The organism is Dethiosulfatarculus sandiegensis, assembly GCF_000931935.2.
In the GTDB taxonomy this organism is placed as follows: domain Bacteria; phylum Desulfobacterota; class Desulfarculia; order Desulfarculales; family Desulfarculaceae; genus Dethiosulfatarculus; species Dethiosulfatarculus sandiegensis.
Genome location: NZ_AZAC01000002.1, coordinates 182,970 through 203,454, shown reverse-complemented (window position 1 = coordinate 203,454; position 20,485 = coordinate 182,970). Strand labels below are relative to the sequence as shown.

Below are 20,485 nucleotides of genomic sequence, written 5' to 3'. Positions count from 1 at the left end.
CCGGACAAACTTCCGTGGGGGAAGGCCTAAAGGCTTGCTTATTGGAATGGATCGGACAAAAAAAGTTCGCGCGATCATCGGACAGCCGGGGGAGGGTCACCCTTTCCGGGTCACGGCGCCTCCCCCACGCTTCACTTAATGCCGTATCAGGCTTAATCGTGCTCGGGCTTGGTCTGGGAGTTTGGGGCTGCTATGGCTTGTGGGGAAGAGCCGGAAGAAACCCACCATTGGGTTGGGATATGTGAAGCTGTTGATGGTGGTTGGAGCGGTGGTGGGGGTGGACACCGCTTCTCCTGGTGTTTTGCGTGGGGCGAAGCAATGTATATCCCTTGGGGGCTGTCATATGCCTAGCTACTTTACTAGTCATGATTCAGCACCTCCAGGAAGTGCCATCGCTTTGATAAATAACTTTGGAATTATCCTCAATCTTGGGTGTAATTAATTAGTTGGGCGAAAGACTTTATAGGGTTTTATCCGATGCCATATTATCTTAAGCCTTACTGACTTTCTCTGAAACAAAGGAACCGCCCCACTTAAAACCGAAAAACTATTCGGTCACATTTCGTGCTTCCCAATGTTCCATGCACTTTCTAAAAATATAGGGATAGACTATGAAATGACGGAATGGTCGGATGCAGCGCATGTAAAACGCACTTAGAATGGTCCGATGCTTAATGTAGACCGCGAGGCGGATCTTCCACTTCCCTTCCCCAGAGGGAGACCAAGCATAATGCATTAATGTATGCTCGGTGGAATTGGAGAGTTCGTGGAGCGTTTCGTCAGCAAAGGTATACACCGGTCTGAAGTCCATAAAGTCTTGCGTTGAAATGTCCATCGCCCGTTCCGGCGTGTCCTTCTCAAGATCGCTTTCCTGCAAACGATCCCGAAGGCTCTTTTCCCGGCAGCCAGGGATAGGATAATTATGCAAATTATTATCAATGCCGAATAAAGTCCCGAAAAACTTTCGCACCTTGAATAGCATTCCAGTCAAGGAGTTATCAAAAATACCCTTCATCATAGGCTCAATGGCGGATTTTTGAAACAAATGCAAATCGACCCCGTCGTTTACACCGAATTCGTAAGGGAACTCCCAGGTATCCTCAAGTAAAAAATCGGAAGCCAAAGAACGGACTCTCCAGTTGAATTTGGTGTGCGTAGAAGCCGCAGCAGTAAAATCCATAGTTGTTTCCTTGTATTATAATAGGGCGTTACTCCGAAATTATGCGGCAGTCGCAGCTCTACCTATTCCATGAGGCCCCTTGTAGCTTTGGTAGCCACGGACGTGTATGCCGATAAGGCCCTGAAACCACCTCTTTGCTTTACTTGCCGATAATTGTGTTGAAAACCGGGAAGTGATGTCTATCCCACCATTTTTTGCGCATAGTATTCCACTCTCAATCCCCCTGTCAATCCTTAGGGGTTACGTTTCAGCCAGTTCCAAGAGCCGCCCTGAATTGATAGGCCAATGGAAACGACGAGGCCACGTGGACCCACCAGCGGCGGCCATGGTAAGAAATGCGCAATGCGGCTTTGACGATTCTGCGGATCAACCATTCCATGGAACGTTTGACCTCCTCGCCCTTCAAATGAAACTCCCTGATAATATGCAGCAGGTTGTAGGCCAAGACCCCCATTTTTAGCCGGGCTTGGTTGGCTTAAAAATACGGTTTTCAAGGGTAAAATCGGCATACATTTGCTTGAGCTTTCGATTTTCCTCCGCAAGCTTTTTAAGCCGTTTGATGCGCAAGGTCGTAGTTACGGCTATATACCCCAAGCCCAGGGCCAGAAAGCCTCGCCTTGAAAACAAGGTCTACCCTTTTTTGTTAGGGGATATGGTCATTGATCGGCCCAGGCATGTGAAGCGCGCCGATATCGCTTACATTCCCATGCGCCGGGGCTTCATTTATCTGGTTGCGGTAATGGACCGGTGCTCGCGTCGGGTGCCTTCCCGGCGTGTTTCCAACACACTGGAAACGGATTTTTTCGTGGCGGCCTTGATCGGTAAAAATCTTTAGTTGGTTTTATATTTTCAAGAAGGAGGTCGGATAAAACATTTTGATGTTTTTAGAAGATTTTCGAAATTTATTATCCGGCTCAAGGCGCCCACAGTCAACAAGCAAAAACCTCCGTCAATTATGATGAGCTCAGTCAAATTTTTAATGTGACAGCATGGCGCTTTGCCGGGATTTTGCGAGCCTCTTTCAGGGATAAACAGGAAAAGAAGTTTAAAAATCGTAAACGCTAAGTAAAAAAGTGGTTACTAAAAAACAAACCATGGCTTTTCCCATTAATCTCTGCTCCCTTAAATCACACTATTGTTACAGACTTTGGTACTATTTTTTCATGTGATGTAAATTATAAAAATTGATAAAATTTAATGTATTATTTAAAATCTCGAAGGAATTTTCATTACATCAGCTCCCCCCTATAACCAACAGAAGGTTATAACCTGGAATAAATTTAACAAAAAGCCTTTATTGTCAATGAGTTTGTTGACATCTACTGTTTAGAAACCGCCTAAAAGTTATACCCCTTTTTTTACTTTTCGCCCCCTCTATTCGCTATAAATTATTAATTTTATTATATTTTTTTGAGCAAGTTAATTTTGGCACTAAGTTTGCTGTTCTAGCTCATAGTTTTTTTGTGGTGTTTGCTTTTTCCGCTTCAGTAGTGATGGTTAACAGTTTGGGATAACAAGAAAAAATCCTACACCAGCTACATGTGATTTTTAAAATTAAAAAGAGGAAGAAAAATGGCAAAACAAAAACCAAAAGAAAAATCAGGCCTCATGGGTTGGTATTTCCATACCAGCTTACTACTTAGAATTTTTACCGCTCTCATTCTTGGTGCTGTCGCCGGTATAGTTATTGGTCCGGAGATCCAGTGGGTTAAACCTTTAGGAGATATTTTTGTAAGACTGCTGAAGATGATTGTAATGCCGGTGGTTTTGTTTACACTGGTAGTCGGATCGGCCAGCATTCATCCTTCCCGATTAGGCCGAATCGGATTGAAATCTTTGCTGCTCTATGTCTTTACATCTGCGCTTGCAGTAGGTATCGGGGTTTTGTTTGCCAACCTCTTTTCTCCCGGACAGGGTCTTCAGTTGGCCTCCTCTGCCGATATGACGGGAAAAGCATTAAATGCCCCCTCACTTATCGATACATTTTTAAATATCATCCCCACCAACCCGTTTAACGCGATCTCCTCAGGTAAAATTTTGCCAACTATTCTGGTTGCAATAATATTCGGGATGGGCGTCTCCCATTTGCGCGAAAGTAAAGATGAGCGGATTAAAAAGGCAGCCAACACCGTATTCTCCCTTTTTGAAGGCGGTGCTGAAGTCATGTACAAGGTCGTGGGCTGGGTTCTGGAGTATGCACCGGTAGGGGTTTTTGCATTGATTGCCGTTGTGTTCGGAAAACAGGGAGCACAGGCATTCGGACCATTGGCCATTGTCACCATAACGGTTTATTGTGCATTTATTTTTCATGCCTTCTTGGTATACGGAGGCATGCTCGCTTTCTATCGCATTAATTTTTTCAAATTTCTTCTTAATGCCAGGGCCGCCATTGTTACAGCTTTCGTGACCCGCTCTTCCGGAGGGACCCTGCCGGTGTCCATGGAAGTAGCTGAAGAAAAGCTCGGCGTATCCAAAAGTGTATATTCCTTTTCTCTGCCGTTAGGTGCCACGCTCAACATGGATGGAGCCGCAATTTATCAAGGTGTTTGCGCTATTTTTGTCGGCCTTGCCATTGGCCTCCCCCTCACCTTCAGCCAGCAGATGACAGTTATCGTAACCGCAGTATTGGCTTCCATCGGCTCTGCAGGTGTTCCCGGCGCCGGGGCAATCATGCTTCTGATGGTTCTTGAGTCTGTGGGGTTGAAAATCGAGGCAGGTTCTGCAGTTGCAGCAGCCTATGCAATGATTCTGGGTGTCGATGCACTTCTCGACATGGGAAGGACCGCTCTCAATGTCACCGGCGACCTTACTGTCACCTGCGTTGTTGCCAAGACGGAAGGCGAATTGAATGAACAAGCATGGGTCAACGGTGATGAACTGAAAACCGCATCTTTTTCAACAGATACGGTAGAGTAGCAAACTCATTATCCATAACCACAGGATAAAAACATGACCCAGGCAGACCATTTCTACCGAGAGAGCCCAAGCCGCCATGGAACCTTATTCCCAGGCAATTGTGAATCGGGGGTTTGTTTTACCCATTGCCCCTTTGATGGGAAAAATACCGGAAAACGACATTGAAAAGCGGGCTCACATTGTTTTGAAAAATTTGGCCGCAATTGCCAAAACAGCAAACACCAGCCTGTGGAAAGCTGTAAAGACGACGGTTTTTTATAACTGATATTTCAAATTTCCAAACGGTCAACTCCGTTTATAGCTAATGCCTTAAAGGACCATTTACGGTGCGGACATTGAAACCGAAGACGTTTTAGAACGTTTAACCTACAACATAACATTTAAGGAATTAAAAAATGAATTACACACAATTTCCCAGACGCAATTACCTTCAAGGCCCAACCCCGATAGAAGAAATGCCCGCTTTAAGCCGGGTTCTGGGCGGCGAAGTCAATCTCTACATAAAAAGAGACGATCTGCTGCCCGGCTCCGCAGGGGGCAACAAAACACGTAAACTTGAATTCTGCATTGCCGACGCCATGGAGAAAGGGGCGGACACCATCATCACGTGTGGGGCCGTCCAATCCAACCATTGCCGCCTGACCGCATCATGGTCTGCAAAAGAAGGTTTGGATTGTCATCTGGTTTTAGAAGAACGCGTTAAAGGGTCTTATAAAAAAGAGGCGTCAGGCAATAATTTTCTGTTTGAACTACTGGGCGTCAAAACCATTGAAGTTGTCCCAGGCGGTTCTGACATGATGGCGGAAATGGAGAAAAAGGCCCAAGAACTCAAAGCGGCTGGTAGAAGCCCTTATATCATTCCCGGCGGCGCATCCAATGCCATTGGCGCCACAGGTTATGCCGTATGTGCCGAAGAAACGGTGAATCAGTTAAACGATATGCGTTTGAGCATTGACCATATTGTTGTCCCTTCAGGGTCCGCAGGCACCCATGCCGGTATGGTGGTCGGTATGACTGGTGTTAACGGCAATATCCCCATCAGCGGCATGAACGTTTCCCGGCCAAAGGATGTCCAGGAAGAAATCGTTCACAAGCTGGCCGTGAAAACAGCAGAGCGGCTGCATGTCAAAGGCGGTGTGGAAAGGCAAGACATAGTCTGCTATGGGGATTATGTCGGCCCCGGCTATTCTCTTCCCACCGACGCCATGGTGGAAGCGGTCAAACTGTTTGCAAATCACGAGGCCATTCTCCTGGACCCGGTTTACTCTGGTAAAGCTGCTGCCGGGCTCATTGATCTGGTGCGCAAAGGGGTATTTCCCAAGGACAGCAACGTGTTGTTCCTGCACACCGGAGGTTCTCCCGCCCTTTACGCTTATCTGGACACCTTTAGGAAATAAAGGTCGATAAATCTAAGATCCATGCAAATACGCCTGATACCCGGATGGACCCGTCATCTGACAATTCCAGTTAACATCCGTCCGGGTATCAGGATGAATTGCTCCCAGACAGGAGAATGGAAAAAATGGAAGAAAAAATCGCAGGTATTATCGGGGGCATGGGACCTGAAGCAACGGTTGATCTCATGCAGCGGATTATCCGGCTGACTCCGGCTGATGATGATATCGACCATGTCAGGTGTATCGTGGACAACAATCCCAAAGTACCTTCACGAATCAAAGCCATTGTTGAAGGCTGCGGTGAAAGCCCTGCTCCTGAGATGGCGGATATGGCCAGACGTCTTGCAATATGGGGAGCAGATTTTCTGGCCATTCCTTGTAATACGGCCCATTTTTACTGGGATACCGTTCAGGCTGCCGTGGATATTCCTGTCATCAACCTTATTGATCTGGTGGTTTGCGCAGTAAAAGAAAAGCGGCGTCCATGTAAAAAAGTAGGGGTGCTTGCCTCTACGGCCGTATTAATGACCGGGCTGTATGAAAAAAGATTCAAGAAAGAGGGGATAGATGTTGTCTACCCGGAAGCCGATGAACAAAAGGCACTGCTAAATGTAATTAAGGCGGTGAAGGCGGGAGATCCTTCATCTAATGTTGCCGAAAAATTCAAAGCCATTTGCCAGGGAATTCGGTCTCGGGAAGTTGATGTATTGATAATTGCCTGCACTGAGTTAAGCGTTATTTCCGCCGGAAACATGGGATGCGAGGTTGTGGATGCAGCCGAAGTTCTGGCAGCCCACATTGTTAAAAAAAGTAAAGAGGGGTAGGGTTGATTGAAATTTTAGTTATCCTTTATACACAAAGGGCAAAAGGTTGGCTGCCAGCACTGAATCTTGCATAGTGATCAGAACCGGGGATAGTGACTTGCAAAAAAAGTAAAAGGTAAAATGGCCAAGATCAAACGACTAAGTTTTGGGGTAATCCTATCCGTTTTATTTCTTTTTTCTTGTCCTGCTTTTGCTGAAATAAAAACATCGCATATCAGAACCATCACCGTTGGGGGTGATTTCTATTACCCTCCCTATGAATTTTTAGATGATGATGGGCGCCCCACCGGATATGCTGTGGAACTTACCAAAGCCATTGCTGAAGTAATGGGAATAAAAGTTAAAATTCGCTTGGGGCCCTGGGGTAAAATGCGAAAGGAGCTTGAGGAAGGCAAGGTCGACGCACTTCAGGGCATGGTCTACACCGACGAAAGGCAAAAAAACTACGATTTCACGCCCCCCCACGCCATCATTCATCAATCCATTTTCCACAGAAAAGGGGACGCCCCTGCCCCGGATATGCAATCTCTGAGTGGAAAGGAAGTTATCATCCAGAATAAGGGGTCAATTCACGATACATTTTTAAACAGCGGAATGAATGTCACCCTCATCCCTACTGACACCCATGCTTCGGCGTTAAGGTTGCTGGCATCCGGTAAACATGACTATGCGGTGGTAGCCAACCTTCCTGGTCAGTATTTAGGGAAAAAGCTGCAACTTTCCAACCTGGTCATGTCCGGAACTCCCATTAAAAGCTTCCGATACTGTTATGCCGTAAAAAAAGGAAATGTTGAACTTTTAGCCCTTTTAAATGAGGGACTATCTATCCTGAAGAATACAGGTAGGCATCAAAAAATTTATGAAAAATGGTTCGGAGTATACGAACCCAAAACCATTGCCTGGACGTTGATAATCAAAACCAGCCTTGTGGTCATCATACCGCTGGTTTTGATTCTAGCTGGAGTGATGTACTGGAACCGTACATTGAAAAGGGAAGTGGCCATTCGAACCAATGAAATATACCAGCAGCAGCAACAGCTTATCCAGGCAGACAAGATGTCGACCTTGGGGATCATGGCCTCGGGGGTGGCCCACGAAATCAACAATCCCAACAGCCTTGTGCTGCTCAACACCCCTATCATTAAGGATGCCTTTGAGGATATGCTTCCTGTCATGGATGAGTATTACCGGTACCATCCCGAATTTACTCTGGCCGGTTTGGATTACGACCGGCTCAGGGATGAATTGCCCGAAATAATTTCCGAGATGCTGGCAGGGGCCAAGAGAATCAAAGGGATTGTCGAAGACTTGAAAGATTACAGCAGGATTGAAGACACCAAAGACATGGCCCCCATAGACATAAACAATATCATCGACACCAGTATCCGTTTAGTGGAAAGCCATCTTAAAAAGGCAACCGATAATTTTAAATTCATCCGTGGAAAAGAGTTGAAACCTGTAATGTGCAACATACAGAGGATTGAACAGGTTATCGTCAACCTTCTCATGAATGCCTGTCAGGCGCTTACTTCAAGGCAGCAGTCCGTTATTATCAGTTCTTATAATTCCAGGGATGGCGCCAGTGTTATAGTCCAAATCCAAGATCAGGGAGCGGGCATTGCGCCGGAACATATCGGGCATCTGACCGACCCTTTTTTTACTACAAAACGAAACTCCGGCGGAACAGGTTTGGGACTTTCTGTATCTGCCAATATCGTCAAGGAGCACTCAGGCACTTTAACTTTTGAATCCAATGCGGGAAGGGGCTCCAATGTGCGCCTTTCCATACCTGTGAAGGAGTATCCTGTCAGTGAAAAAAAAGTTATATCCTGCATTTAAAATCCTGCTTGTGGATGACGAACCGCCCTTCCTCAGGAGCCTGAGTCTCACACTGGAAAGGCTCGGTGGAATCAATAATGTTGCGTTATGTCAAGACAGCCGGAAAGTTCCTGAAATTATAGATCAAGGTGGAATTGGGCTTATTATCCTGGATCTGAATATGCCCGGCCTTTCCGGCAGGGACATACTTGAAATCATCAGCCGTGACTACCCCGAGATCGGGGTCATCATCATCAGCGGCATCAACCTGATCGAAAATGCTGTGGAATGCGTGAAGCTGGGGGCGATTAATTACTATGTAAAGACCACGGAGGAAGACCGTCTGGTCAGGGGGATATCAAGGGCCATTCAATTCATTGAAATGCAGCAAGCCCACCAGGAAATCCGCAAACGCCTTTTGGGAAAATCCCTGGACCACCCGGAAGTTTTCAGGCGAATCGTGACAAATGACAAAGCCATGAAATCCATTTTTCAATACATTGAATCCGTAGCCCCTAGTTCCCAACCGATTCTCATTACAGGAGAAAGCGGGGTAGGCAAGGAACTGATCGCAAAAGCCTGCCACGAACTGAGCGGCGATGACGGCCCCCTTGTGTGCGTGAATGTGGCAGGCCTGGACGACACAATTTTTTCAGACACTCTTTTCGGCCATGTGCCCGGAGCCTATACCAGCGCTAACCACCATCGGGTGGGTATGATCGAAAAGGCGGCGGGAGGAACCTTGTTCCTTGATGAAATCGGAGACTTAAGCATTCCTTCTCAGATTAAACTCCTGCGCCTTCTACAAAATGGAGAATATTACCCACTGGGCAGCGATAAACCCAAAAGGCTTAAATCAAGAATCATTGTAGCCACTCATCAGGATTTAGAAAAGAAAGAGGCTGTCGGAGAGTTTCGAAAAGATTTTTATTACAGGCTGTATACCCATCATGTAGACATTCCTCCCCTGCGTAATAGAAAAGGTGACATCCAAGTCCTCCTAAATCATTTCATGGAGCAGGCCAGCAAGGCCATTAATAAAAAAATTCCCACTTATCCAAAAGAGTTGCCGACCCTTTTATCAAACTACAACTTCCCGGGGAATATCAGACAGCTTCAATCCATGGTTTTTGATGCCGTAAGCACCCACAAAGGCGGGGTGCTCTCACTGGATTCTTTTAAAAAAAAGATGGGGAAAATGACTTATCCCGTTAATCTACCAATCGACGAAAAGGAAGACCGCAAGTGTGTGTTCAGCCAATCTGAGCCGCTTCCCAATATTCGCAAAGTTACAGACATGCTTGTACTTGAAGCCATGCATCGTGCGAAAGGAAACCAGTCGATTGCCTGCCGTCTGATTGGTATTTCCCAGCCGGCCCTCAGCAAAAGATTGAAAAAGCTCGGCCAGGCCGGGAATAGATAATGACACTGTGAAAAATAGGCTTATTAACCTTAACAAATTCATTGAACAAACTGAGCGTATACGCTTTGATGGGTGAGGGTCACTCGAAATATGGCAAACCGGCTTAGGCAAAATCAAAGATCTGGCCGCAATCTCTGGAGTCAGATTTTGGCTTTCAAAATAAGTAAGTTGCGACCACTTTTTTATTAAAAAACTATATCGTCTTGGAACGCCCCATGAGCACCGGCATTTCTATTTTTGGGGGATTGGAATCATTCCAATCGCCTTGAAAAATCGGAATACCAATTGATGACTGGATATTTAATAAAATAGTTGATACTTTCTTCTGGATTGCCCGGAAATTGCCTGTTCTGGGGCATGATTATTTGATCTATTATCGGTACATCATTAATTAATTTAAGACGATTGATCAGGTCATTTTCAATTTTCTTCAATCGCGGGATACAACATTAGGGCCTGAAAACTGAATCCCTGACTCCACGCCATATGCCACAAATGAAGATGCCAACAAAAGCAAGACTGAAATTAACTGGCCATACCAGAAAATCAATGCCGCCAACCTATACATGAAAACAGCTGGATTCCGCCTTTCTCCCTGGCGGGTGGCCCGAAGCCGGTAGGCAGGATCACTTGCCAGCATATCCTGCTTTTTGTAAGTTTATATCCCGCTCTGCGCCCCTGTCTTTATGCGTTTTTTGTCACAATGTATATGGAAGAAGGAAAGGCTATTCAACCATATTATCCCCAATGACTCACAGCTCAGTTCCCACCCAAAAGAACCGATGATCGAAAATTATCAAGATAAGCAAACGCCTTTTGTGCTAAAGCTAGCTGTGGCGAATCGCTTCGATTTGCAAACACTTGTATTGCCTTACCTGAAAAATGGTTTGCCCGAAGTTTCATTCTGATAATCAAGTTAAGGCTGAAATACACATGTTCAACCGACTGGGTCTGTTTCTGATACTGCTGATTACATTCATGGCCAATTGCCCAATCAATCCCTCGTTGAGCCAAGCCGCCGACTTTCTGGGCGAGGGTGCCCAAGGCGGCGGAAACAACATTACCATCAAGGTGGGCGACACGGTGGGCTCCTGCGTCGTCGGCAGCTAAAACCAGACAAACGGCAGCGGAAAACACTTAAGCAGGGTGGACACTATCTAAGGTTCTTACAATACAGGGGCGGACGCACAGGACGGCAACAACCTTCAGCGGATTGTTCTGGAGAGTCACCTGGGCCCCTTTTCCCGCGCAGTGGGAGAAAAGCTAGCAGAACATGCCGATAGCGAATTTTACCGGCTCGTGGCCCGCACCTTAAAGGAGCTTTTTGCCCAACCCCAGGGTCATGCCGGGGCATGAAAACAAACGGTTGTTAAAAGTGTTCCCGGCAAAGACGGAATAAGTTTGGACAAAATGCAGGCCAGAATGGGTCTTGCTCAACCCGGGCAAACTGCCGCAGAAGGAACCCGAAGGGTTTGCATATTAAAATGGGATCTGGGCAGCCGGGGAAGGATCACCCTTTCCCGGCTGCCACAACCACCGGGCATGCGCTTGCCGCAGGCTCAAATTTTCCGCCCTGAATGCAAATTGTTTTATAAGATCCCAACCTCACCTGGTCCGCTCACAGACCCATGAGTTCCGGACCGGGCGGGACTTGCTTGCGTGTGGTTTTGGTTCATCGGGTCACGGCAGAAGGCGCGCCAAGAGTTTAGGATCCGTTCCCTTTCTAAACTCCTTGACATCAACATTAAGTGGCAAAAAAGTGGGCCACCAATACTCGATTTCAGGGCCGATAATCGCCTTGAAAGATTTATTGGAATACCTGAAGTGGAAATGAGGGACCCCTTTGTTATGTTGGTGGGGTTTCATCATCAAAAGGAATTTATAAGGGGCATCCTTGGTGTCGGCCGTGAATCCATGCCAGGAAAATTTCATCTTGCCGTAGGAGTCGGATTTTTCACCGGCATATGTGTAGGCTCTGGTAAGGGGTGAGGATGCTTTATCCAAAGGATAAAAGGTGATGGAATTGCCCTTGATCTTAATTTTGCCAAAGTCCGTGCGGAAAGTGCGGGCAAGGTGGGCTTTGACTTGCTCTGAAGTATAGGATTTACCTTTTACGGCGGCTGCTTTTGCCGTGTCCCGGTAAAGGGGCTGCATATCCGGATGCCGGATCAAGGTGATCCGCGAGATGTATTCCCCCTGCCAGGGGGAGAGATCTGTCACCAAAGTAGCGGCAACAGCGGTGGCGGATATCAAAAGTAAGCTCAAAAGTAAAAGAATAACGCGTTTCATGTTTTCCTCCATTTAGTCAGGCCGGGCCTCTCGGAAAAGCGGGAACCGAGAGTTCGGGATAAGGCCGATTTCAAGCGGCGGCCTTGCCCGAAGAGGCCTGTTTGGATCTAAGGCTCATTACAACCAACCCTGGCTGTTCTCAAACCGGTTTTTCTTTTCAATTGCTGATTCTGGGCGAAAAAAAGACAGATCATACCAATCCGTGAAAATTCTTTTGCATCTGCTGAAAAAACAACCGTCGATCTTTTTGTTTTTACAAAAACAATAATATAATTACGATTCAAACAGTTTCCGGCCGCGCCCGCCCTGGCGAGGCCCAAAACAGGTGGAATCAGCATGGCGTCTTCTTCAGCTTATGGTGTTCTCATGGCCCCCTCCGGACCCGGGGGAGCGCTGACTTCTATTCACCCGGCAGAACGGTCCGGCAACAGCATAACCTGGCGTCTACCCCCGGAGCTGGGAAGCGGGCATTTCAAAACCGAATGCCTGCCCTATGGGCTGACAATGACCATCAGCCGGTGCAGACTGAATAACGGACTATATGCCCGGCTTATGGACGACACAGACGACCTGGCCCTGGTATTCACCCTCAGGGGCCGATCCCTGAATATTAATTCTTATTTTAAGCAGGGCGTTGAAATGGAAGCCGGATTCAACTGCCTCTGCTGGTTTCCGGACCCGGAAACAGTGCGCCAGGCCCCCAAAGGGGAGTGCCTCGAAGCCGTTGCCCTCACCATTCCCCTGGACAGGCTCGCATGCTCGGGCCTGATCGAACCCACCACCCATAGCCTCTGGGAAACACTGAAAAAACCTCGGGAACGCCAAGATGCCTTCTGCTTTGTAAAAAACATCAATTCCCCGGCCATGGATTATGCTTTAACCCAAATCCTGCAATGCCGTTATCAGGGGCAGGCAAGGCGGCTTTTCCTGGAAGCCAAGGCCCTTGAACTGTTTGCCCTGAAATTGAACATGCTGACTGAAGCGCCCGGGCAGGTGGAGGGCGTGAGCGGCCAGCTAATGCAAAACATCCTGGCTTGCAGGGATCTATTGCTCAAAGACCCGCGGAACCCTCCTTCCATCCATGATCTGGCCCGGGCCGCAGGCATGTCGCACCCCAGGCTGATCAAGTATTTCAAAATTGTTTTCGGCTGCTCTCCCTTTGAACTGCTGCGCCAAAAACGGCTGGAATGGAGCCTGGAACTGGTGGCGGCAGATGATTTGAGCCTGACTGAGATCGCCTATGCAGCCGGATATGCCAATTCAAGTCATTTTTCAAAGGCTTTTCTGGACTATTATGGAATTCAGCCCAGCCGCTACAGAAAGGAAACAGCCGGGAATCCTTTCTATTCACTCCCAAGCCCCGAGTCCGCCGCCTGACCCGCAATTCTTAATCCAAGGGATGCCATCCGGCTCGGGCCGGAATACAGGCTCCCGAATCAGGCCGGTCTTGCGGTGTTGGCGATCTTCCTGTTTTTTAGCAAAATCGCGACAGTGCAGCTTATGCCTGTGATCAGTTCAATCGAATCTGCCATCACTCCAAGCTTAAGGACCGCAATCATCCCGGTAAGGGACCAGAGAAAGGGAATAAAAATCAGAACGGGCCGGATCAAGGTCCGGGTCGACAGTAAATACCCGAATGTAAATATGGTTAAGGGGCATGGCTCCGGAAAGACCGGGGCCGCGGGAAAAGTATGCCCGGTAATATTGCCCACAATGGGATAAATAAAAATAGCCGTGAACATCAACGCCAGACCGGCCTTTCCGGAAAGGCCATAGCCAATGCCAAAATCCGGCGGCTTTTTGGCGCAGGCGGCATGGATAAGCAGCAATGCCTGAATCGGAAACAAAAGGCCTTGTAGCGAATAAAGCACTGGCGACAGCCCAGCCGCCTCATAGGTAAACAATACGAGCCCATTCCAGGCCCAGAGAAAGGCAAGGATCAAAAGCGAAATCCTGGATCTTTGATGATAGCTGCCAAAAAACAAGGCTATCACCGCAAACCCGAGCCCAAAGCCCAGGTAAGGAAAAAACTGCACTTGCGAGTGATACATTTCAAACATGGCGAAAAAGGGATTTTGCGCAGGAATATCCATGATTCTTTCCTTTTGCTGTTCAGGGACCTGTTATTACAGTGGTTTCAAATGGCCCGATCAATTAACAACCCATTTTAAAACTTCCCTGGCGCAGTGCTTTTATCCCATGAAAATTCATTTACATTTCGTGAAAAAACCGGACGGGTGCGGCCAAGGGAACAAGGTAAAGCATGAAGCCGTCATGGGCTTTCCGGGCGCATTTCTCTGGCCGCAAAGGGAATCTGCCAATGGCTGGAACGATTGACTGAAACTGAAATAGAGGAATCCTGCGGTGTGCTCCATAGACATACTTATCAATTTGGTCGAAAGCTTTTTCTCCTTTCCCCTCAGGCCATCAACAGTCCGGAAAACAGGCAACTCCATGGAAGCCCGGTTGACGTCCTTGGTGCTTGATAAAGTTTTCGCCCTTTATCTAAAAGACCCCTGGCGGGCAAAACGAACAAAGCGCAAATCCCGCAAGAGATTTGCGCTTTGTGAATTGACCTGGCGTCCCTGTTCTGAACACTCTCTAAATTTGGCAGACAGGTTTAATTGTCCAGCCATGAATGGTGACCAGGTGAGAGGCATCCGTTCTCAGCGGCTGCCATCCGTATTGTCAGAAAAACCATAGAATATTATAATTATTACCAAGGCATGCAATGGCAAACCTCACACATGATGCTGATAAGCCACATACGAAGCTAAAACCCGCCGTCACCAACTGATCTTCAGGCCGGCGCTAAGCGTCTGGGCGTTATAGTCGTCGGCATAGGTTAAGCTGTAGTCGGCAAAGAGATCCAAACCGGGGCGCATGGCGAGTGAAACGCCTGCCTCTATAAGCGCAAGGTCGGATAAAAACTCCGCGCCGGATACATTGAAAGGCGCCGAGCCGCAGCCCATGAATGACGCATCCAAAGAGGGGCGGTCGTCGCCTAGGCGGTGTTGCCAGGAGATTCCCAGCCTGGGGAGCAGTTCCCAATCACCGGCTTGGATGATCCGGGTGGCGCTCAGGCCCAGGCTGAACATGGTTGAGTCCGTGTCGCGGTCGGCGATGTCCAATCCCAGCCAGCCCGCGCCGCTTTCGCTGAAGCCTTCTTCCGCCAGATGCTGATAATCCAGACCGGCCACCGGCTCCAGAAGCCATTTTTCCACCCGCAACTGATAGCCCAGAGCCAAGCCCGCGTCATAGAGATCGGCATCGAAATCTCCCTTGGCATCGGCGGAAAAACCGCCGAAGTTCATGGGCCTGGTGGCGCTGTTTGCAAAACGGGAATAGGAAATCGTGACAATGCCGAAAAAATCTTCGAACCCGGCGCGGGCGTAGAGCCCGGTGTGCATGGCCTCCATGTCGCCGTCATAGCTGCCGCCGCTCCAGGAAAGATCCGTGCGCGTGGCTCCGGCGGCCAGGCCCAGCACCAGCCAGTTGTCTATAATGTAGTCCGCGCCAATGGCCGCGCCGCCGGTGGTCTGGCCCCGGCCCAGGTAGCCGCCGGTTTCGGTTTGATCGGCCCACAGGCCCATGGCCCGGCCCCACATGCCCCAGCCCCGGGGCATCTGCCCGGAGGTCGCACCCAGCTGAGTGACCTCGGACGCGGCCAGTTGCACCAGGCCGTCTGAATCCCGGGCCGCGGCCAGGGAGTATGCCTTGCGCCGCCCCAGCTTGCGCAGGCGGCGGGTCATGGCCCTATCGAACAATGCCCCGGTGTTCAGCGAGGCCGCGCTGAAGGCGGTGTACATCTCGGGATTCAGCGCGTTGACGATTTGGCCGATCTGGTCCGCTGTCAGGTCGAAGTCCATGGAGAGCAGGAGCTTTTCCATGTTGCCCGAGGCCAGGGGAACCAGTTTGTCCAGGCCACGGCCGGTGTCCATGGCGCCGCCGGTGACAAAAGACCCATAGGATTTGCGGTTGATCACGAGATTCAGGCCTTCGCCGGTGTTGGCCTGGTCGAGGCTGAGGACGGCTGAATTTAGCTGGCTGTCGATGGTGTCGAAAAATCCGCTTACCCCACCATCGGCCTTGATAATACTCCAGAAAAAGCCGTCGGTGTACAGCGCCCTTGGGATAGCGGTGGAGACGGCGCCGCCGTTTATGGTGATGCGGCCTGATATGTTCAACAGGTCGCACAGGCCGGTGCTTTCCAGTTCCGCCACCAGGGTCGAGCCCGGCTCGAACACCACCGAGCTTGCCACGTTCAAGGTGCCGATGGAATTGCCCGGGCTCAGTATGCCGGTGTTCTGTATATCGGCATGAATAGTGCCGGAGCCGCCCAGGAAGCCGGAGTTGTCCAGCCTGGCCGTGGTAAGCGTGCCGTTGACCACCATTCTGCCGAAGTTGTCCGTGCCGCCGTGGACAGTGGCCGTGCCCGAGATGACGGCCTCACCGGAGTTGTTCAAGCTGCCCGCGCTCAAAGAGCCCCCCACATTCAAATAATTGGAATTTACAACCGGGCCTCTTATGGCGGCGCTTCCGCTCAGGTAGGCAGTGCCGGAGTTGTTCAGGCTGCCCGCGCTCAAGGAACCACTTGATCCCACGGTCAGACCGCCCGGGTTGCTCACCGCGCCGTTTATAACGGTAGATCCGTTGATGGTGGCAGTGCCTGGGTTATCCAGGCTGGCCGCATGCAAAGAAGCGCCCGAGGCCACATTCAGGCTGCCGGAATTGCTCGCCGCGCCGCTTATCTCGGCAGAGCCGTTTATGATGGTAGTGGCGGAGTTATCCAGGCTGGCCCCGCTCAAGGAACCACTTGCTCCCACGGTCAGACCGCCCGGGTTGCTCACAGCGCCGTCTATAACGGTCGCGCCGTTAATGGTGGCAGTGCCTGAGTTATCCAGGCTGGCCCCGCTCAAGGAACCACTTGATCCCACGGTCAGGCCGCCGGGGTTGGTCACAGCGCCGTCTATAACGGTAGAGCCGTTGATAGTGGCAGTGCCTGAGTTATCCAGGCTGGCCCCGCTCAAGGAACCACTTGATCCCACGGTCAAGCCGCCGGGGTTGGTCACAGCGCCGTCTATAACGGTAGAACCGTTGATGGTGGCAGTGCCCAGGTTATCCAGGCTGGGTGCGCTCAAGAAACCGCCCGGTCCAACGGTCAAGTCGCCGGGATTTACCAACGCGCCGCTTATCTCGGCGGTGCCGTTTATGTTGACCGTGCCGGAAGTGATTGCCAAAGCGCCCGCGTTAAGGGTGCCAACCACGGTCAGGGTGCCGCCGTTGACCTGGGCGGTGTCCCCTCCCAGGTCCCAGTCGCCGTTCAAGGTGAGGTTGTGGGTGGCGTTCACCGCGTCATTCTCAAAGTTGATCACCCTGGGGTGGTTCCGGATCCAGGCGCCGCCGGAGTAGATTATGGTGTCGTTGCCGCTGCCGCCGTCTATGTTGCCGCCCACCGTTTCAGGGCCGCTCTGCATGGTCACGGTGTCGTTGCCGTCCGCGGCCAGAATGCTGCCGCCCACGCTGCCGGAGTTGGTTATATTGTCATCCCCGCCGCTGGAGCCCGCGCCAATGTTTTTGCTGCCATATATATTAGTTGCCACGGTGCCGCTGTTTATTATGGTGTTGCCGCCGCCGCTGGTGTTGTCGCCTATGTTGCGGGTGCCGACAATTTCAAGCAGCACCGTGCCGTTGTTGATTATGGTGTTGCCGCCGCCGCTGCTGTAGTCGCCTTCGTTGTGGCTGCCGTTAAGGTAGGTGGTGGTGCCGGCGTTGTATATGGTGTTCCCGCCGCCGTTGCTGTAGTCGCCTTCGTTATGGCTGCCGTTAAGGTAGGTGGTGGTGCCGGCGTTGTATATGGTGTTGCTGCCGCCGTTGCTGTAGTCGCCTTCATTGTGGCTGCCTGTAATTTGGTCGGTCACGGTTCCATAGTTGTATATGGCGTTGGAGCCACCGCTGCTTTTTTCAGCTTCGGTAACGCCGCCTCCATAGTTATGGCTGCCATATATGCTATCCCCGACCGTGCCGCCGGAGTAGTTGTATATGGTGTTGGAGCCGCCGCTGGAGCTTGCCCCCTGGTTTTGAGAACCGTAGATGTAGTTCAGCACGCTGCCGAAGTTATGGATTGTATTGTCGCCTCCGTTTGCGTAAAGTTCAAAGTTGCGGCTGCCATAGATATTGCTGCCATCTCCCGCTACCGCACTGCCATCACCAACAATACCATAGTTGTATAGGGTGTTGGAGCCTCCCGAAGCATACTCAGTCCTATTGTAATTGCCATACAGGTCGTCGCCGATGGTGGCAAAATTGTAGACGGTGTTGAAGCCGAAGTAGGCTCTGGAGGTATTGGATACGGCATAAATATCACTAGTAATGGTGCCGTAGTTGTATATTACATTTGATCCGCCGTAGTGGTGGTCAAATTTGGTGGTATCTCCATAAATGAACCTGGCTGTGCCGTAATTATAAATGGTATTGAAGCCGCCGGAGCTGTAATTACCCAAATTTCTGCTGCCGTATATAGAGTCAACCGAATGATAGTTGTTTATAGTGTTCGACCCGCCGGAGCTGTAATTACCCACATTTCTGCTGCCGTATATATAGTCCGCCGAATGATAGTTGTTTATAGTGTTCGACCCGCCGGAGCTGAAATTACCTATATTTCTGCTGCCGGATATAGAAGAGTTAGCCGAATGATAGTTGTTTATAGTGTTCGACCCGCCGGAGCTGTAGTCTCCGTGGTTATAGCTGCCGTATATATAGCTAACCGAATGATAGTTGTATATGGTGTTTGAGCCTCCGGAGCTGTATTTTCCGCGGTTAAAGCTGCCATCTATGCTCCAAGCAACCGTGTCATTGTTGTATATGGTGTTTGATCCGCCGGAGCTGTAATCCAAGTCGTTATAGCTGGCGTAAATATGTTCTATATCACCAGAGTTTGTTATACGGTTGCCGTTGCTGCTGGCGCCTTTGTAGCCCCCCGTAACCGTGCCATTGTTTATAAAGGTATCGCTGCCGCCCTGGGTCATGTCCACATCGCCGTTTACGGTGGCTCCGACATTGTTGGTGAACTGGTCGTCGCCCGCGCTGCCCAGCCAGTCGCCCGCCCCGGAGTAGTCATAGGGGTTGCCAGAGTCCGGGTTGGCGCCCACCTCGGCTTGGGATGCGCAGGGGAAGGCTAATAATAAAAATATAACGATAAATGGTAACGCTTTGATTGGGGGGTTGGGTGAAGATAAAAAGCTGGGAAAACAAGATGTAAAATGGCTGCGCAGAACATGGAATCCGGCGGAAAGTAGAATTATAACTTCCATTATCAGTAAATCCAGTATAGTCAAGTAATAGAATTATTGCCGACCTGTTTAGAATAGCCCCAGGCAGAAATCATTGGAGACAGACGGAAGTATCTACCTAAGTTCGAAATAGAGTCTAAATTCAACTGTGAACAGAGTCAACATTTAAATCCAAATTAAATACTAGTAGGATAAAGGGGTATCCTGCTTATAAAAAATACATAAAGCCATCTAATTTTCCCGGAAGCTGGACCAAAAGCGGCAAGCGCGGTCGCGGGAACGCGCTCCGGCACGGCGCGGGGATTCTATAACAAGGAATCAACTGAATGTGTGAGAATTGCTTAAAAATCAAACAAGGTGCATTTGGGCGGGCATGGGTCAGCAAAAATTCACCTGGTCGCCGCGAGTGCTCGAACAACCATGAATTTAACCCTGTCGCCCGGGCGGGCTCCTGATGCACCGGCAGGTCGGGACCTGCTCAAAAATTTAACCAGACAAAAGCAGCCAATGTTTCTACTGTTGAACTACGTTTGGGTTAACGCGGCCTGGTCATGTGGCGTCTGAATCAGCCGGTTTGGGTGCAAGGCCTTGCAGAAGCGCCTCAACCATCTGGTCCAGGACGAGCCCGGCTTTTTTTTGCAGCGTGCCCGCCTTGTCGGTGGTCATGATCGGCACCCCTTGTTCTTGTTCATCGGTTTGCAGTTGGCCGTCCACCAGCAGCCTGGCCAAGCCGTGCATGCCGGCCCACAGGATGTTGGCTAAGACCTGGGGGTCGCCCTGTCGTATTACTCCCTGTTTTTGGCATTGCAATACCGTTGCCCCTAGAACCAGGTTGGAACGGTGCACCGCGGCCCTAAGGGAGGGTTTGCGGGCCTGACCGGCCAGCTCGGAGCTGAACATCAAACGGAACATATTGGGAAATTCCTGGGCAAAGTGTACATAGGCCCTGCCCAAGGCTGCCATGGTGGTCTGGGCGTCGGGCCCGGCCTCTTCCACGATTTTACCGTATCTATCGGCGATGGCGTTGAATCCGTCTTCGGCCACGGCACACAACAAATCATGCTTGTTGTCAAAGTGGCGGTAAGCCGCGGTGCGGGACACGCCCAGGGCCTGGCCCAGGCCCCTCATCGTCACGGCTGAGACGCCCTTTTTACCAATAATATTAAGGGCCTCAGAGATAAGCGCCTGGCGCAGAGCACCATGATGATATGTTTTTGTTTTGGGCATAATGATTCGACACATTTATCATGCTTCCAAAGTTAACCAATCCAACCTTGGAAGGTTCTATAATTACCACAAAATTTAAATTATACGCTTTTATTAAGAGACCGCCCTCACGAAAGCGC

The 20,485-nt window shown here is 49.9% G+C and carries 15 protein-coding genes; 9 read left to right on the top strand and 6 right to left on the bottom strand.

Annotated elements, in window-relative coordinates:
* Positions 1-547: 547 nt before the first annotated feature.
* Positions 548-1,180: a DUF2867 domain-containing protein gene (locus X474_RS02610; protein ID WP_052514770.1), complete on the bottom strand. Its 633-nt coding sequence runs from the start codon at positions 1,178-1,180 to the stop codon at positions 548-550.
* A 247-nt stretch (positions 1,181-1,427) separates the two neighbouring features.
* Positions 1,428-1,625 carry a transposase gene (locus tag X474_RS02605; protein ID WP_197281932.1) on the bottom strand — a complete coding sequence of 66 codons (198 nt, stop codon included), beginning with the start codon at positions 1,623-1,625 and terminating at the stop codon, positions 1,428-1,430.
* Between the two features lie 114 nt (positions 1,626-1,739).
* Between X474_RS02605 and X474_RS02600 the strand changes: the two genes are divergently transcribed.
* The 8 genes from X474_RS02600 (at position 1,740) to X474_RS25940 (ending at position 10,668) form a co-directional block, all read left to right on the top strand.
* Positions 1,740-2,015 carry a hypothetical protein gene (locus tag X474_RS02600; RefSeq protein WP_052514769.1) on the top strand — a complete coding sequence of 92 codons (276 nt, stop codon included), beginning with the start codon at positions 1,740-1,742 and terminating at the stop codon, positions 2,013-2,015.
* 737 nt (positions 2,016-2,752) lie between these two features.
* Positions 2,753-4,096, top strand: a complete 1,344-nt coding sequence (locus tag X474_RS02595) for a dicarboxylate/amino acid:cation symporter (RefSeq protein ID WP_044346550.1) — start codon at positions 2,753-2,755, stop codon at positions 4,094-4,096.
* A 49-nt stretch (positions 4,097-4,145) separates the two neighbouring features.
* A complete protein-coding gene (locus X474_RS27140) occupies positions 4,146-4,361 on the top strand; it encodes a Rid family hydrolase (RefSeq protein WP_353743121.1) in 216 nt (71 codons plus the stop codon).
* Positions 4,362-4,491: 130 nt separating this feature from the next.
* Entirely contained in the window at positions 4,492-5,493 is a 1,002-nt protein-coding gene (gene cuyA / locus X474_RS02585) for a D-cysteate sulfo-lyase (protein ID WP_044346549.1), read from the top strand.
* 125 nt (positions 5,494-5,618) lie between these two features.
* Entirely contained in the window at positions 5,619-6,317 is a 699-nt protein-coding gene (gene cuyB, locus X474_RS02580) for a cysteate racemase (RefSeq protein ID WP_197281931.1), read from the top strand.
* 120 nt (positions 6,318-6,437) lie between these two features.
* On the top strand, positions 6,438-8,156 hold the full coding sequence (locus X474_RS02575) for a transporter substrate-binding domain-containing protein (protein WP_052514768.1): 1,719 nt from the start codon (positions 6,438-6,440) through the stop codon (positions 8,154-8,156).
* Positions 8,128-9,558, top strand: a complete 1,431-nt coding sequence (locus X474_RS02570; RefSeq protein ID WP_044346547.1) for a sigma-54-dependent transcriptional regulator — start codon at positions 8,128-8,130, stop codon at positions 9,556-9,558. Before X474_RS02575 ends, X474_RS02570 begins: the two co-directional genes overlap by 29 nt.
* Before the next feature lie 933 nt (positions 9,559-10,491).
* Entirely contained in the window at positions 10,492-10,668 is a 177-nt protein-coding gene (locus X474_RS25940) for a hypothetical protein (protein ID WP_156360582.1), read from the top strand.
* A gap of 570 nt (positions 10,669-11,238) precedes the next feature.
* Here X474_RS25940 and X474_RS02555 read toward each other — a convergent pair.
* Positions 11,239-11,847 carry a ZinT/AdcA family metal-binding protein gene (locus tag X474_RS02555; protein ID WP_044346544.1) on the bottom strand — a complete coding sequence of 203 codons (609 nt, stop codon included), beginning with the start codon at positions 11,845-11,847 and terminating at the stop codon, positions 11,239-11,241.
* Positions 11,848-12,183: 336 nt separating this feature from the next.
* Between X474_RS02555 and X474_RS02545 the strand changes: the two genes are divergently transcribed.
* On the top strand, positions 12,184-13,224 hold the full coding sequence (locus X474_RS02545) for a helix-turn-helix domain-containing protein (RefSeq protein WP_082464087.1): 1,041 nt from the start codon (positions 12,184-12,186) through the stop codon (positions 13,222-13,224).
* Positions 13,225-13,283: 59 nt separating this feature from the next.
* On the opposite strand, the gene X474_RS02540 is transcribed toward X474_RS02545, so the two are convergent.
* The 3 genes from X474_RS02540 to X474_RS02525 all read right to left on the bottom strand — a co-directional run bounded on the left by X474_RS02540 (position 13,284) and on the right by X474_RS02525 (position 20,381).
* Positions 13,284-13,940: a DUF6064 family protein gene (locus tag X474_RS02540; protein ID WP_052514766.1), complete on the bottom strand. Its 657-nt coding sequence runs from the start codon at positions 13,938-13,940 to the stop codon at positions 13,284-13,286.
* A 693-nt stretch (positions 13,941-14,633) separates the two neighbouring features.
* The gene (locus X474_RS02530) at positions 14,634-18,998 is read right to left on the bottom strand and encodes an autotransporter domain-containing protein (RefSeq protein WP_197281930.1); all 4,365 of its coding nucleotides are present in this window, start codon (positions 18,996-18,998) and stop codon (positions 14,634-14,636) included.
* Positions 18,999-19,688: 690 nt separating this feature from the next.
* Positions 19,689-20,381 carry a TetR/AcrR family transcriptional regulator gene (locus X474_RS02525; RefSeq protein ID WP_082464086.1) on the bottom strand — a complete coding sequence of 231 codons (693 nt, stop codon included), beginning with the start codon at positions 20,379-20,381 and terminating at the stop codon, positions 19,689-19,691.
* Positions 20,382-20,485 lie beyond the last annotated feature (104 nt).

Bases quoted from the DNA above. Each gene is read 5' to 3' on its own strand.
- X474_RS02610 (WP_052514770.1), bottom strand. From the start codon at position 1,180: ATGGATTTTACTGCTGCGGCTTCTACGCACACCAAATTCAACTGGAGA.
- X474_RS02600 (WP_052514769.1), top strand. From the start codon at position 1,740: ATGCGCAAGGTCGTAGTTACGGCTATATACCCCAAGCCCAGGGCCAGA.
- X474_RS02595 (WP_044346550.1), top strand. From the start codon at position 2,753: ATGGCAAAACAAAAACCAAAAGAAAAATCAGGCCTCATGGGTTGGTAT.
- cuyA (WP_044346549.1), top strand. From the start codon at position 4,492: ATGAATTACACACAATTTCCCAGACGCAATTACCTTCAAGGCCCAACC.
- cuyB (WP_197281931.1), top strand. From the start codon at position 5,619: ATGGAAGAAAAAATCGCAGGTATTATCGGGGGCATGGGACCTGAAGCA.
- X474_RS02575 (WP_052514768.1), top strand. From the start codon at position 6,438: ATGGCCAAGATCAAACGACTAAGTTTTGGGGTAATCCTATCCGTTTTA.
- X474_RS25940 (WP_156360582.1), top strand. From the start codon at position 10,492: ATGTTCAACCGACTGGGTCTGTTTCTGATACTGCTGATTACATTCATG.
- X474_RS02555 (WP_044346544.1), bottom strand. From the start codon at position 11,847: ATGAAACGCGTTATTCTTTTACTTTTGAGCTTACTTTTGATATCCGCC.
- X474_RS02545 (WP_082464087.1), top strand. From the start codon at position 12,184: ATGGCGTCTTCTTCAGCTTATGGTGTTCTCATGGCCCCCTCCGGACCC.
- X474_RS02540 (WP_052514766.1), bottom strand. From the start codon at position 13,940: ATGGATATTCCTGCGCAAAATCCCTTTTTCGCCATGTTTGAAATGTAT.
- X474_RS02525 (WP_082464086.1), bottom strand. From the start codon at position 20,381: ATGTGTCGAATCATTATGCCCAAAACAAAAACATATCATCATGGTGCT.